General features: G+C 38.3%; 16 protein-coding genes. 7 read left to right on the top strand and 9 right to left on the bottom strand.

Features of this window, described 5'->3' with window-relative positions:
* Positions 1-49 precede the first annotated feature (49 nt).
* From BTR25_RS14030 to BTR25_RS14020, 3 genes are all read right to left on the bottom strand, one after another.
* Positions 50-688: a pentapeptide repeat-containing protein gene (locus tag BTR25_RS14030; protein ID WP_075688676.1), complete on the bottom strand. Its 639-nt coding sequence runs from the start codon at positions 686-688 to the stop codon at positions 50-52.
* Between the two features lie 118 nt (positions 689-806).
* Positions 807-1115, bottom strand: coding sequence for a hypothetical protein (locus BTR25_RS14025; protein ID WP_075688675.1), 309 nt, complete (start codon positions 1113-1115; stop codon positions 807-809).
* Between the two features lie 90 nt (positions 1116-1205).
* On the bottom strand, positions 1206-2213 hold the full coding sequence (locus tag BTR25_RS14020; protein ID WP_075688674.1) for a DUF3231 family protein: 1008 nt from the start codon (positions 2211-2213) through the stop codon (positions 1206-1208).
* 173 nt (positions 2214-2386) lie between these two features.
* On the opposite strand from BTR25_RS14020, the gene BTR25_RS14015 reads away from it, so the two are divergent.
* Positions 2387-2668: a LapA family protein gene (locus BTR25_RS14015; protein WP_075688673.1), complete on the top strand. Its 282-nt coding sequence runs from the start codon at positions 2387-2389 to the stop codon at positions 2666-2668.
* A gap of 62 nt (positions 2669-2730) precedes the next feature.
* On the opposite strand, the gene BTR25_RS14010 is transcribed toward BTR25_RS14015, so the two are convergent.
* The gene (locus tag BTR25_RS14010; RefSeq protein WP_075688672.1) at positions 2731-3357 is read right to left on the bottom strand and encodes a DUF421 domain-containing protein; all 627 of its coding nucleotides are present in this window, start codon (positions 3355-3357) and stop codon (positions 2731-2733) included.
* A gap of 233 nt (positions 3358-3590) precedes the next feature.
* On the opposite strand from BTR25_RS14010, the gene BTR25_RS14005 reads away from it, so the two are divergent.
* From BTR25_RS14005 to BTR25_RS13995, 3 genes are all read left to right on the top strand, one after another.
* Positions 3591-4781: a M14 family metallopeptidase gene (locus BTR25_RS14005; RefSeq protein ID WP_075688671.1), complete on the top strand. Its 1191-nt coding sequence runs from the start codon at positions 3591-3593 to the stop codon at positions 4779-4781.
* A 273-nt stretch (positions 4782-5054) separates the two neighbouring features.
* Positions 5055-5447 (top strand): thiol-disulfide oxidoreductase DCC family protein, encoded by a 393-nt coding sequence (locus BTR25_RS14000; protein WP_075688670.1) that lies wholly within the window; start codon positions 5055-5057, stop codon positions 5445-5447.
* Positions 5448-5458: 11 nt separating this feature from the next.
* Positions 5459-6376 carry a TIGR01777 family oxidoreductase gene (locus BTR25_RS13995; protein WP_075688669.1) on the top strand — a complete coding sequence of 306 codons (918 nt, stop codon included), beginning with the start codon at positions 5459-5461 and terminating at the stop codon, positions 6374-6376.
* A 168-nt stretch (positions 6377-6544) separates the two neighbouring features.
* Here BTR25_RS13995 and BTR25_RS13990 read toward each other — a convergent pair whose 3' ends face one another.
* Positions 6545-6943 (bottom strand): VOC family protein, encoded by a 399-nt coding sequence (locus tag BTR25_RS13990; protein ID WP_368482994.1) that lies wholly within the window; start codon positions 6941-6943, stop codon positions 6545-6547.
* A 335-nt stretch (positions 6944-7278) separates the two neighbouring features.
* Positions 7279-7857 (bottom strand): TerD family protein, encoded by a 579-nt coding sequence (locus BTR25_RS13985; RefSeq protein WP_075688667.1) that lies wholly within the window; start codon positions 7855-7857, stop codon positions 7279-7281.
* Between the two features lie 284 nt (positions 7858-8141).
* Here BTR25_RS13985 and BTR25_RS13980 point away from each other — a divergent pair, with 284 nt between their 5' ends.
* A complete protein-coding gene (locus tag BTR25_RS13980; protein ID WP_075688666.1) occupies positions 8142-8327 on the top strand; it encodes an aspartyl-phosphate phosphatase Spo0E family protein in 186 nt (61 codons plus the stop codon).
* Positions 8328-8371: 44 nt separating this feature from the next.
* Here BTR25_RS13980 and BTR25_RS13975 read toward each other — a convergent pair whose 3' ends face one another.
* Entirely contained in the window at positions 8372-8995 is a 624-nt protein-coding gene (locus BTR25_RS13975) for a hypothetical protein (RefSeq protein WP_075688665.1), read from the bottom strand.
* A 523-nt stretch (positions 8996-9518) separates the two neighbouring features.
* Between BTR25_RS13975 and BTR25_RS13970 the strand changes: the two genes are divergently transcribed.
* On the top strand, positions 9519-10865 hold the full coding sequence (locus tag BTR25_RS13970) for a TrkH family potassium uptake protein (RefSeq protein WP_075688664.1): 1347 nt from the start codon (positions 9519-9521) through the stop codon (positions 10863-10865).
* A 49-nt stretch (positions 10866-10914) separates the two neighbouring features.
* On the opposite strand, the gene BTR25_RS13965 is transcribed toward BTR25_RS13970, so the two are convergent.
* Positions 10915-12507, bottom strand: a complete 1593-nt coding sequence (locus BTR25_RS13965) for a long-chain-fatty-acid--CoA ligase (protein WP_075688663.1) — start codon at positions 12505-12507, stop codon at positions 10915-10917.
* A 169-nt stretch (positions 12508-12676) separates the two neighbouring features.
* Here BTR25_RS13965 and BTR25_RS13960 point away from each other — a divergent pair, with 169 nt between their 5' ends.
* The gene (locus tag BTR25_RS13960; RefSeq protein WP_075688662.1) at positions 12677-13081 is read left to right on the top strand and encodes a hypothetical protein; all 405 of its coding nucleotides are present in this window, start codon (positions 12677-12679) and stop codon (positions 13079-13081) included.
* Positions 13082-13136: 55 nt separating this feature from the next.
* Here BTR25_RS13960 and BTR25_RS13955 read toward each other — a convergent pair whose 3' ends face one another.
* Complete coding sequence (locus BTR25_RS13955) at positions 13137-14018, bottom strand: glycine betaine ABC transporter substrate-binding protein (RefSeq protein ID WP_075688661.1); 882 nt, start codon at positions 14016-14018, stop codon at positions 13137-13139.
* Position 14019 lies beyond the last annotated feature (1 nt).

Raw genomic sequence — 14019 nt, 5'->3', positions numbered from 1 at the left:
CCTATTATTTGCTCTTTTTCATATACTTATAAAATCCAAGGATAGCAAATTATTCTTTTATAATCAATCCGAAAAGACTTGCAAAGCCAATTGCCTGTTCGGCTGAAACCTCGCATCCCTTTAATTCCTCTATAGATATGTTTAACCGATTGAATGTACAGGTGCTTAAATCGACTCCCTTTAACGGAGTCCTAGCGAAACTGACATCATTTAAATCACAGTTTCGAAAATCAATTTTACTAAAAATTGACTCATAAAAATCTGCATTACGAATTGAGCATGTGTGAAAACTAACTTGTTTTAACCTGGCATAACCAAAAGCGGTTAAATTAGCGTTACAATTCTGGAAAAATACATTCCCGAGTGTTGCATCCGTAAGGTTCAGTCCTAGTAATTTGGAGTCTTTGAACTCAACCCTGTGTATAATTCCACCGCTAAAATCTGTATTTGATAAATCACAATGGTCAAAGATTACATCAGTTAATTGAATATTTCTGAACGAAACATCTTGAAAAGTAACATTTTTAAATACAGTTTGTTCACAGCGGATTCTGTCCATTTCTTCATCGTTTATAGAAGTGTCACTTATGATACACAGTTCAATATGATTTTCATCCATTTCGTTGAAAGTAATAGGGTTTAAACTTTGTGGTATTTTTGGTTTTTGTATTTTGAATGTACCAGACATCCCTTTCCCTCCTCTCGACCTTTAAAAACTCTATGTATTAACATAACATAAAATACACTATATATGACTACCGAAAATAAAATAGCCCTTTTAAAAGGGCCTTAAGCTATGGTCTATCTTAATAATAGGAGTATCCCCCGCCATATGGATAGTATGGTGCCGGATAGGGTGCGGGCGCTGGATATGGATAACCGCCGTAGCCAACTCCTGGTGAGGCTAACGCTCCAAGAGTCAAACCTCCTAATAAACCGGTAGTTAACGGTACACCAAAACCACCTCCATATCCACCACCGTAGTGCCCGTGATGCCCATGTCCATGATGTCCATGGTGCCCGTGATGTCCGTGGTGCCCGTGATGTCCATGGTGCCCATGATGTCCAGGATGTCCATGACCATGGCGGACGTCGATTGTTGATCTAATGCTCATAATGTCATCTCTCCTCCACTGTACAATATGAAGGGGAGGTGTCCAATGAATGGGCAGTGTCACTTTTTTATTTAGGTTATTTAGTACAACCTACTCGCCCTTAATCAATTTTTTGCGATCATCAGCCTGTGGGGGTTCCTCAAGCCAGCCATGCTTAATCATTATGTTAGCCCCATCTTCTGCATATAACGAGATTTCCGGAACTAAGGATGCATATTTTAACGCGATATCTCTTCTTGGACTAGCTGCCATCGCCATTCCGTAATTACCTACTCCCGCTGCAATCATTGCTGATATATGGAACATTAACAGCTTGTCGGAAAAAACAGGTGTAGTGGAATCTGAGACAGCTGTATCCCAGCTCATTGGAGCAGGTAAATCTTCCTTCTTTAATATACCGCTAAAAATATCTACATGCTTTTGAGCAATCTTCTTCCCCCTTTGAAGAAATTTTTTTACCTCTTCAAGCTTTGCTGTTTGTGCAAGACCTGATATAAGTGCTTTACCAATCGCATTTGTCTGGACGTTTAGAAACAAGTGGGTAATTTCAATGGCTGTAACGGGTCGTGAATGTCCTAGGATGCCTGCTAAAAAATCTTGATTCTTCACAAAGTCAACCCGATCAGGGGTAGATATATAGGGAGGCCTGATATATGTACCTTGTTTCAACATTAAATCTCGGGTTAAATCCTGAAGAAGCACGGCCGATTTTAAGACGTTTTTATGAAATTGCACAACATCTGGCCGAGTAACAATTCCTAATGCAGTACCGCTTGCTGCCATGGCTAATATCGACATATTTCTTAAATACATCAACACAAATGTATCAGAAAATAGTTTAGGAGCATGAGGATTAACATCTTTTTCACCAAAGCCATTAGGTACAGGGAAGTTATCTTTAATAAATATAGCCTTTAATGTTTCGATATTACTCTTAGATGTATTGAGTACAAATTCAATAATTGGCTTAACTTCTTCATCTTCGACACTCATTAAGAAATGACTGTTCACACAATTGGTTAAAGTATCATTAATATATTGTGTCCATAACCCAGCCATTTCCCCTGCTGTTAAACGAATGTTTGTTTTATCTTCCATCTTATAACCCCAATCAGTTACAAAGTATATTTTCCTATTGTATATTGTGTTAGTAGTATCTGAAAATGATGGGTAAATATGTACTTTCATAAAGTAAAACATAGTCCAACTAACTATTGGGTATATAGAGTAATATAGTAATCAATGGCTTTAAATCTAAAGGAGTGATATTTATGCGGTTTCAATGGAATTTTCTTTTAGGATTGTTCTTTTCGCTAATAGTGGCAATTTTTGCAGTTGTGAATGTGGAGTCTGTCAGCGTGAATTATTTAATTGGTTATGCCAATATCCCGCTGATTCTCATTATCCTTGGCTCTGCCTTAGTTGGAGGCTTAGTTGTAGGGCTGTTTGGGGTACTAAGACAGTACCGACTTCAACGCATGGTTAAAACGCTTGAAAAAGAATTGGAAGGAGTTAAGTCAACGTCAGTAGGTGAAAATGTTAGTGACTCCTAGGAGGAAAGTGAAGGAGGAGCAAAATTATATTGAGTGTGCTCCTCTTTACTTTAAAAAGGGGACTACTGCAAATGCTGCGGCGGTGATGAAGGATGTGACTTGGTATCTACTTCTTTAAATAGGTTTGCTTCCTCAGTTTGCTGGGTTTGCTGTATGTTCTGATTTGATAGTAATGGATTTAATAATTGTTTAATCGACTGGATATCTTGTTGGAGCATCTCAAATTGCTTATTCGTTACGGGCTGTGCTTCAGGCATTAACATATAACCCAGCATCCCATTGGGCTCAAGTGTAGCCCATCGGACATCACTTATTTTTGATACGTTATTCTGTCTTAATTTCATCTCGAGCTGGTCAACAGTCAGCCTCATTTTACGCATGTTTTTTTCAACCAAAACTCCATTCTCGATTACAACTTTTGCTTTTCCTGTGATGAATTTCTCAACCGTATCCGATTTCAATTGAGCGAATTCTAGGACAACCAAAGTTGCGACCAGGACGGCACCTACACCCAGTGTTACCCATATGTTTTTGCCAGCGACGGGTTGTACTAGTAATGATCCAATACCAATCATGATGACTGTTTGTGCTAAGGTCATTTGCGAGATGGATTTCCTGCCAGCAAACCTCAGTAATAAGGTGCCACCAAGAATGATAATGACGGCTTTCCAAATCCAATCAAATTCCATTGTTATTCCTCTCTTCCAAAATTTCGATTTTCCTTCAATCCTTCTCTAAATTACTCCTATTATTGCCTAGTAGATACAAATTATCATTACTTGAACAAATAGCATTCCGGACACTAACATTGATGTTAGTTATTTAATTCCCCAAAATATCCAATTTAGGTAAAGAACAAATAATTTAAATAGTTATGCATACATATTTAATGATTACCATTAATAAGACCAGGAGGATCTACATGGATATCTTTGTTAGGCAAGGTGATTCTTTATGGTACTATAGTCAATTATTCAATATAAGTCTTCCGCTCATCGAGGATTCAAATCAGGACATACAGCCAAATCAGCTGGCTGTTGGACAGAGAATTCGCATCCCTGGATTTGTTACCCAAAATTATCAGGTGAAAGCCGGTGACACATTTTGGGGTATTGCACAAAGTCGGAATCTTTCCTTAGAAGCCTTATTGCGGGTAAATCCAAACGTTAACCCTAACCAGCTTCGGGTGGGACAAACGATCAATCTTCCATTACGTATTACCTGGCGGATTGTGCAAGGAAAGCAACCCTATGACTATAGTCAGGTGATGAGTGATAGTAGAAGATTGCAATCAGTCTATCCCTTCTTACGTATGTTTATGATTGGCAACTCTGTTCTTGGTAAAGAAATACCAGAATTACTGATAGGCAGGGGTTCCAAAAGGATTCATTATAATGGGTCGTTTCATGCCAATGAATGGATTACGACGGCAGTATTAATGACTTTACTAAATGATTACTGTTTATCGTTAACCAATCAAAACCCAATTCGCGGTCTCCTAACCCTTCCGTTGTACCAGCAAACTACCTTATCGTTGGTTCCAATGGTCAATCCAGATGGAGTGGATCTGGTATTAAACGGCCCTCCAGAAAATGAAACATGGGCAAATAGAGTGATTGAATTAAACGATGGCAGTACAGATTTTTCAGGCTGGAAGGCTAATATTAGAGGGGTAGATTTGAATGATCAGTTCCCCGCTAAATGGGAATTAGAAAAAGCCCGTAACCCAACACAGCCAGGACCAAGAGATTATGTAGGAGAACGGCCCCTATCAGAGCCAGAAGCCATTGCTATGGCAGATTTAACAAGGAGAAGGGATTTTGCAAGAGTATTAGCCTTTCATACGCAGGGAGAAGTCATTTATTGGGGCTTTGAAAATCTTGAGCCACCAGAATCTGAAACCATAGTAAATGAATTTGGCAGGGTCAGCGGCTATCAGCCAGTCAAAACCATCGAAAGCTACGCTGGATATAAAGACTGGTTCATCCAAGATTGGCGGAGACCAGGCTTCACCGTCGAACTCGGCAGCGGCATCAACCCCCTTCCACTCACCCAATTTGACGAAATCTACCAAGAAACATTAGGAATCTTCCTGGCAGGATTATATATGTAAATTGGTGAAATAAAATGGTGACAGGCACCACCCGTGGACATTTTGCCCCTTTTGTCCACCTGAGGCGTACAGTGATGAGGAAAATGAAAAAAAGCACCGTTGAGTGCTTTTTTGTTTGGGTATTCTAGGATGATTACAGAAAAGTTTTTTCTAGTTTAATCGTTAATCTCACATCCATCGTTATTAACATGCTGATGTTTTAAATATTTAAAAGTTTATTACCTTTATGGTAAGCTAAATGCACATGGGGTGAATACGTAAAGTTGGTGAATCATGGAACGAATCATACTATTTGATGGTGTTTGTAACCTTTGCAATAGCAGTGTTCAATTTATCATTAACAGAGATCCTAACGCATATTTCAAGTTTGCTTCTCTCCAAAGTGAAATGGGACAAAAGTTACTAAAAGAATGCGGTTATCAAACGGAAATGAAGAGTTTTGTTTTGATTGAAGATCATAAAGTTTACATTAAATCTACAGCTGCCTTACGCGTTTGTCTGAAATTAAGCGGTGCGTGGAGCATCTTCTCCGTTTTTCGCGTGATCCCTCCTGTAATAAGAGACAAGATTTATGACTTATTTGCAAAAAATCGTTATCAATGGTTTGGAAAGAAAGATAGCTGTATGCTGCCTACGCCAGAAATGAAACAAAGATTCTTAGAATAAGGAGATGGCACATGGGGAAAAAGATCGTTTTAGCAGGCGGTTCTGGCTTTTTAGGAAAAGCATTAGCCGACTTCCTGGTTACAAGGGGTTATGAGATGATTATTTTAACAAGGGGTAAACCATTTAATGATGGTGAAATTAAATACATCCAATGGGATGGATTTAGCTTAGACGATTGGGCAGCAGAACTAAATGGTTCTTATGCTCTTGTCAATTTTACAGGGAAAAGTGTGAATTGTATTTATACCAAAGCTAACAAGGAAGAAATTATCAAATCGAGAATCGATTCGGTCAGAGTATTAAAAGAAGCCATATTAAACTGTTCCGAACCTCCACAAGCCTTTGTTCAAGCAGGGTCTTTGGCTATATTCGGGGATACCCATGAGATTTGCGATGAAGATTCACAGCATGGTTCCGGTTTCTCAGTAAAGGTTTGTGAACTATGGGAGCAAGAATTTTTTAAAGTGGTTCTCCCAGCAACTCGCCAGGTACTACTAAGAATTGGCTTTGCTTTAGGGAGAGATGGCGGCGCACTAGAACCTCTAGCAAAGTTAGCACGTTATAACCTAGGTGGTACGGTAGGCTCTGGAAAGCAGTTTATTAGCTGGCTTCATATCGATGATTTAAATGAAATGTTCTTACAATCGATTGAAAACGAAAACTACACAGGAATATATAACGCCACTGGTCCTAATCCTGTATCAAATAAGGAGTTTATGCTGACATTACGCAAAGTTTTACATAAGCCTTGGAGTCCTCCCGCCCCTGCTCCTCTTGTATGGCTGGGAGCATATCTATTAATGAGAACGGAACCAAGCCTGGCCCTTACCGGAAGAAGATGTATCCCAAAGAAACTTAGTGAACAAAATTTCCGCTTTCAATATACTGACCTGGAAACGTCCTTAAGCGAACTACTTCAAAAAAAATAAAAATATTTATACAAATAGGACAGGTTTACTACATGCTTGTACAAATAAAACATATATTGTATTAACCCATGATACAAAACCTCCTTTAGAAAGTGGTTCAAAGCCACTTTCTTTTTTTTGCAATCCTCTCCATAAAAAAAGCACCTTTAAGTGCTTTTGTTCAATAAGTTATGATTTTTGTAAGTTAAGCTCCCAGATGATCCCGAACCGATCTTGTACCCTCGCATATTTTGCACCCCAGAAGGTATCCTGTAACTCTGATAATTGCTTGCCATGTTTACTTAGTTCATCATAAAGCCTTTGAATTTCCTCATCGCTCTCAGGTTCGAGTGTCAAAGAAATATTATTACCGACCACTACCTCTTGTCCTGGAAAGGTATCTGAAAACATAATCGAAAGATCACCTTTTTTCAACTGTGCATGCATTACACGATCATCTGCTTCAGGCGGAGTGGGATAATCTGCCTCTCCGAAGGTTTGAACTACCGTTACCTTAGCATCTAATACAGTTTTATAAAACTCTATAGCTTCCTTTGTTCTCCCGTCGAAATTAAGGTACGGCGTAATTTGACCCTTTATTTTACATTCTCCTTTTTATTCCTTCATACTTAAAAATTTTTTCCGGAACCATATATCATTTTTTCTAAAACGAAGCATTTTATTCATTCCATTGATAATAAAGCGCAAAAAAAAGAACCTTTGAGCTAGTCAAAGGTTAAATGAGCTTAGTGGTCAAGGCTAAGCCCTTTTTTAGGAGGTCTAAACTCAGAAGAATTTAAACAAGTTCATTATAGCATTTTCTAAAAACTCTTTCAATGATTAATGCTGTAAAGTGCAAAAGGAATTTTGAAAAATAAAAATAGCAAGAAGAAAAAGATTTCTTCTTGCTGCTAATGATTAAACTATACTTGTAAGCCAAAGTCTGTAGCAATTCGGGCTAGTCCGCCTTGATAGCCCGAGCCGACTGCTGAAAATTTCCATTCACCGTTATGACGATATAACTCTCCAACAACAATGGCTGTTTCAACCGAGAAGTCTTCTCCAAGATCATATCGAATAATTTCTTGATTAGTATCTTCATTAACAATACGACAGAATGCATTGGATACTTGGCCAAAATTTTGGCCGCGTGACTCAGCATCGTGAATCGTGATAACAAAAGAGATTTTTTCTACATTAGCCGGTACGGATCCTAAGTTAACTTTAATTTGTTCGTCATCTCCGTCACCTTCACCAGTACGGTTATCACCAGTATGTACGACAGAACCATTTCCACCTTCAAGCTGATTATAAAAAATAAATTCTCGTTCAGATGCGCATTTACCTGTAGCATCTAAAAGAAAGACACTCGCGTCTAAGTCAAAGTCTGCCCCGCCATCATACCTGTTTGTATCCCAGCCAAGTCCGACAACTACTTTTGTTAATCCTGGGTTAGTTTTTGTTAAATCTACCTTTTGCCCTTTTGATAATGATATTCCCATGTGTAAAACCCCTTTCAAAATAAAGTAACCCCAGAAATATACGGAGTTATTTTTATTCTACTAAAGTCCTACCAAAAAAGGTAGTTAATCGATTTATGGATTGTCGCCTTAATTCGACATACTTCACTTATAGAATCTATTAAAATAAAAATGAAATGTATTCTGTCAAACCGTTAGTGAGAATATTCACTGATTAATCACGCCATTTTACTTATAATGGGAACGCAATGCATTTTTAGATAATTTTACTATTTATGTATATTATTGATATTGGAAGGGATAAAATGGACTCAACTAAACATTGCCCCTATATTCTAAGAGATAAAATAGAAATCCTAAGAGAAGAAATGATTCATAGTGGTTTAAGTAAAGGTTTAAACAACGAGCAAACGATAAAGATTAGTCAGAAATTGGATAGTTATATTGCCCTATATACTGCAATCGAAAATAATAATGGACGTTGGATATAAATCATAACGCAATCCGGTCTTTGTTAGACCGGATTTTTCAAACACTAGCTAGTTTTGTTGTTTTTATCCTTTTTCTTTTTCGAAGATAATTGTTCACCTAATCCTAACACTACCCTGTTAGTATCGAGAAGTTCTAGTTTTATTGCCATTATATCAATCGATAATTTTTGTATTGAATCATGAACAGATTCAAGACCTGTTTTAATCTGACTAAGCTCCTTTTCCATTAACTCTTTAATCGAAGCCATTTCCGCTTTCATCTGGACCAAATGTTGTTCATTTACCTCTTTAATCTCAGATAGATCTACGCTCGCTTTTGCTGTATTTTTAGCAGCGCTCTCATTTCCCTTTCCCAACCCCTGCAAAGAATTCATCACCGACTCATTTTTTAATAGGGTAGATGCCACATTCATGATTGAACCTAAGTCTATAGCGCCTTCATTTAGCTTTTGATTTGCAAGTCCCATTAAATTACCAGTGGAGATATTTTCAAGTTCAGTTGTTTGCACGTTTAGAAAATCTCTAATATCCAAGCCATTTTTTTGAGCTTTAACTAGCTCATTTATCGTATTCATTACACTGGATTGATCTTTAAAGAGGTCAGTAATATTATTCATCCCTACCTGATGAGCCTTTAACGGCTCATTTACTATTTTTTCATCCTTCATCAATTACGCACCTTCTTATTATTTAAATTTTTCAACCAATCACTATATTAAAAAAATAACCTGTAAGACTATTCGACCTCAATAATCTTCTAGGCGCTGGAACCATCTTAAATTCCATCTTGAGATGGCTAATTTAGAACTTAAGCTGGAGCACCACAACCAGCAATATCACATAGAGCTGTTCGAAGAGGGTCTTGTGGAATACCAAGTATAGGTGCTAGAAGCAATAATAATGAGGTAGTAATACAGCTAGGAAATCACCAAGAGTAAATTGCATTTGTTTTCACCCCTTTCTCTCTTTATATATTGTAAAAAGGGATCCCTTACAAGAACTATATTATTCTAAAATAATGGACATGCTTACACAAATATCATGATACTAGAAAAATAGGCACCCATTTTTAAAAACGGATAGACACTATTGTGTAAAATTCGATCGATGATCCCTATTTACAAAGTAATTGGATAGGAGTACGATTTGTTTAATTTCCTGATTGGAATAATATTTTAAGGAGAGTTCCTTATGAACTTTTTAAACAGAAGAAATAACTCGATTCATTTACATCCTGCCCAAATTCTCGTTTTGGGTTTTGCTGGTTTGATTTTACTCGGTACCCTCTTGTTAATGCTTCCCTTTTCTACTTACGAGGAAGGGCGCGGGCTTGGTTTTATTGATGCCTTGTTTGAAGCAACCTCTGCAGTATGTGTGACCGGCTTGGTGGTTGTTGACACAGGTACAACCTTCACGGTGTTTGGCGAAATAGTCTTGCTATTTTTAATTCAAGTTGGCGGCTTAGGGTTTATGACCACAGGTATTTTTATGTTCATTCTTCTAGGTAAGAAAATTGGTTTAAAGGAGCGATTGATACTACAGGACTCCTTGAATGTATTTTCACTCTCGGGAGTGGTGCAACTGGTARAGCGAATTATCCTTATTACCTTACTTGTTGAATTATTGGGGGCAATTTTGTTATCCATGCGGTGGGCTTCTGAAATGCAGCTTGGAAAGGCCATTTATTACGGGGTGTTTCATTCAATATCCGCTTTTAATAACGCAGGTTTTGGTCTTGAGACTGACAGCCTAAGTAAGTGGGCAGGTGATCCAGCTATTAATCTAACAATTACTCTTCTTTTTATTACAGGTGGAATTGGCTTTACTGTAATCCTTGATATGTGGAAAAAACGATCGTTTAGAAAGCTTTCTCTTCATTCAAAAATAGTGCTTTGGATGACATTACTATTAAATATTGCGGGTTTTTTAATTATGCTAGAATCAGAGTTTGATAATCCCGCTACATTAGGGCCGATGCCGCTGGATGACAAACTTTGGGCTTCCTACTTCCAAGGAGTGGTTACCCGTACGGCAGGCTTTAATACGATTGATATTGGTCAGATGACCTTATCGTCTCAAATCAGTATGATGGCCTTTATGTTTATTGGTGCAGCACCAGGTTCAACCGGAGGTGGAATCAAAATAACTACCTTTGCCATTATTTTAATGATGATTTGGACAGTTATTACAAACCGCCAACATGTACAAATTTTTAAAAGAAGAATTTCTTGGGACCTTGTTAACAAGTCGATGTCAATAGGTGTAACCGCCATGGTATTTGTCTTCATAACCTTCTTTTTACTGACGTATACGGAAGATGCGGCAATGAATGACCTACTGTTTGAAACTCTATCTGCTTTTGGAACAGTAGGATTGTCTACGGGTTTAACCTACGAACTGTCTCCTATAGGCCGAGTGCTCATTACGATTATGATGTTTATCGGAAGATTGGGCCCGCTTACCATGGCTTATGCCCTGTTAAAGCCACAGAAAGAAGCAAAGGTAAGATATGCTGAAGAAAAAGTAATGATTGGTTAAGTGCATAATAAAGGAGCCTGGTAAATTATCCAAGCTCCTTTATTTGTAATTAATTTACATATCGTCCGGTCTTACCCTTTTCTTTCCAGTATTCGTCACGAAGGTGGACCTTTTGTATTTTCCCTGAGGCTGTCTTTGGGAGCTCATCAACGAAGGTCACACCTGTAACCGCTTTAAAGTGGGCTAAACGCTCTCTAGAAAATGTAATAATTTCTGCTTCACTTACTTGCCTATTTTCTCTTAACACGACATAGGCATGCGGTGTTTCTCCCCACTTCTCATGTGGAATGGCAATTACAGCAGCCTCTAACACAGCGGGGTGCTCATACAATGCCCCCTCCACTTCAATCGAGGAAATATTCTCCCCACCGCTAATAATCACATCCTTCTTGCGATCGACAATATCAATATGCCCATATTGATCAACAGTCCCCATATCACCCGTATGAAGCCATCCGTTACGAATTGCCTCCATTGTGGCTTCAGGATTCTTCCAATAACCTAACATAACTCCATGACTTCTAGTCACCACTTCTCCAATCTGTTTCCCATCATGGACTACCTCTTCCCCATTTTTATTGACAACCCGAACGTCACTTCCAATCATCGGATAACCAGCTTTTGCCTTTATTCTCGATTGCTCTTCAGAGCATAAGTGGGTTAACTGGCTGCGGATGGTTGAAACTAGACTGAGTGGACTGGACTCTGTCATGCCATATACTTGGATAAATTCCCAGCCAAGTTCCTTTTCTACCCGTGAAACAAACGCTGGCGGCGGAGCCGATCCAGCGATCACGACACGTACGTCCTGCTCAATGACTGGGTTGTGTATTTCATAATATTGTAAAAGTGAATTTAATACCGTCGGTGCCATATGAACGACAGAAACCTTATAGTCTTGAATGGCTTTAAAAATTGATTCAGGCGTAGCCTTTTTTAAGCATATATGAGCAGCCCCATTGGCTGTATAGTAAAAAGGTGCTCCCCACCCGTTAACATGAAACATAGGTAAAACATGAAGATACACATCACGATCAGTTACCCGCAAGTGATGCATAGTCCCTAATGCATGAAGATAATTATTTCGATGTGTTAACATAACTCCCTTTGGATTGCCGGTTGTTCCGCTGGTATAAAGCAGACTGGAGATATCATTTTCATCAAGGTCAGCCCGTTTGAACTTTGCTATGGAATGTTCGGGCAACCATTGATCATAACCAATCTCAAGAGTTTGTTCATCCTTATAATGAACAATGATGTGTTTCACCGTTGCTAGCTTCTGTTTAATAGGCTGAATTAATTGATAGAGATCTTGATCGACTAATAGAATCTTAGATTCGCTGTGATTTAAGATAAACAGATAATCGTCAGGTTTTAAGCGAACATTTAGAGGTACCATGACAGCCCCTAATTGAAAAACACCATAAAAACCTTCTAGCATTTCAACCGTATTAGGTGCTAAGTAGGCAACTCGATCCCCTTTTTCAACCCCAAGTGCGCGAAGTCCATGTGAAAGTTGGTTTACTCTATCATTTAACTGCTGATATGTAAAAACTCTTTTGTCACAAAAAACCGCTTCTTTATTGCCATATAAAAGGGTGGCACGGTCTAAGAACTCAGGCAACACTAATGGAACATTCATCATTTTCACCTCGTATAATAGTTTGAATTTTCTAAATTAACATTATTCTATCATATTATTTGGAAAAAAAACAAAATTTTGGAATGAAAAATTTGTAGATGGAAAGAAGTAATGAATTTACCGAAGTGAAAATAAATTAGAATATACGTTCGCTGAAGGAGGAAAGGTCATGCTGAAGAATAATGATTCTTTCATAACAGAAGAAATGCTGGTTAAATACTATGAGCTCGGAAAGAAGAAAAAGGAAATCGATTTGGAAATGAATCAACTAAAAGACTTATTTCATGAGTACTTTAATAAACTTGTAGGACCAAATGATAAAGGTGAAATATCCGTAAATGGCTACAAACTGCAAAGACAAATGAGAAAAATGGAGAAATATAATGAAGAGCTAACCGTCCAAAGATTAGAGAATCTTCAAATGAATGAGCTCATTCAGGTGGTAAAAAAACCGGATGATGCAAAAATTAAATCTGCTCTTACACTTGGATTGTTGAGTGACAAGCATTTGGAAGGCTGTATAGTGACAACCTTCTCTCCAGCTATTTCAGTAAAAACATTAACTCCAAGATAGAAATGTATGAACAAAACAGACCCCTTACCGACAAGTAAGGGGTCAACAAATTTGTTTATTTTAAATCTTCAATCGAATCGATCTCCATGTACGCTGGAACAACTAAACCTAGCTTAGTTCCTAACAGGTTTTCTCCTAAGTCTTCAAAATCGCCTTCGTACTTGTCATAGTAGTCAGCATGTGTGGATGGTAACCAACCTGCAACATGTGCATCAAGGCTTCCATTAGCAACACCTGTCCACATGGGTCCTGCTTCTACTTGAGTCAGTTTCACTTTATAACCTAAGTCGGTTAATACAATGGCAATGACATTGGTACTGGCAATCTCACTATCCCAAGCCACATAACCAAGAGTAATTTCATCTCCGGAAACTTTATTCACTCCGGTTGTCCAATCTGCCACTTTATCAGCATTCTCTTCCACCCATTGTGCTGCAGCAGCCTCAGGCTCTTCTCCATTTACGATACTATTCATGACGACATTCATATCATCCGGTGTCCATACAAATTGATCTAAAACTTGGTATGCTTCTGGATGGTCATCTTGTAAACCATTTCTAGCAATCGTATGAATGTTTTCATCCTCTCCAAAAACGCCCTTCGGATCTTCTAAGTATTTTAAATCATAGGAAGCGAACATCCAGTGCGGTGTCCAACCTGTCACAATAACTGGTTCCTTTTTATCATACGCCTTTTTCAAAGCCGCAGTCATGGCTGCGCTTGATCCTTCCACAAGTGTCCATTCCTCTAATTCGTAGTCCTCAATCACTTTTGCCGTTGCCTTCATCAAGCCGGCACCAGGATCAATCCCAATGATTTTATAATTTACACTGTCACCGACTGAACCTTCACTATTACTTGTTTTGTCTGAGCCACAAGCTGCAAGACCAGCTGTAAGCAGGGCAGCTAACCCCATTAGCATCCACTTTTTCTTCATG

Source organism: Bacillus sp. MRMR6, from assembly GCF_001940785.1.
In the GTDB taxonomy this organism is placed as follows: Bacteria; Bacillota; Bacilli; order Bacillales; family Cytobacillaceae; genus Neobacillus.
This window is presented reverse-complemented; position numbering and strand designations above follow the sequence as displayed.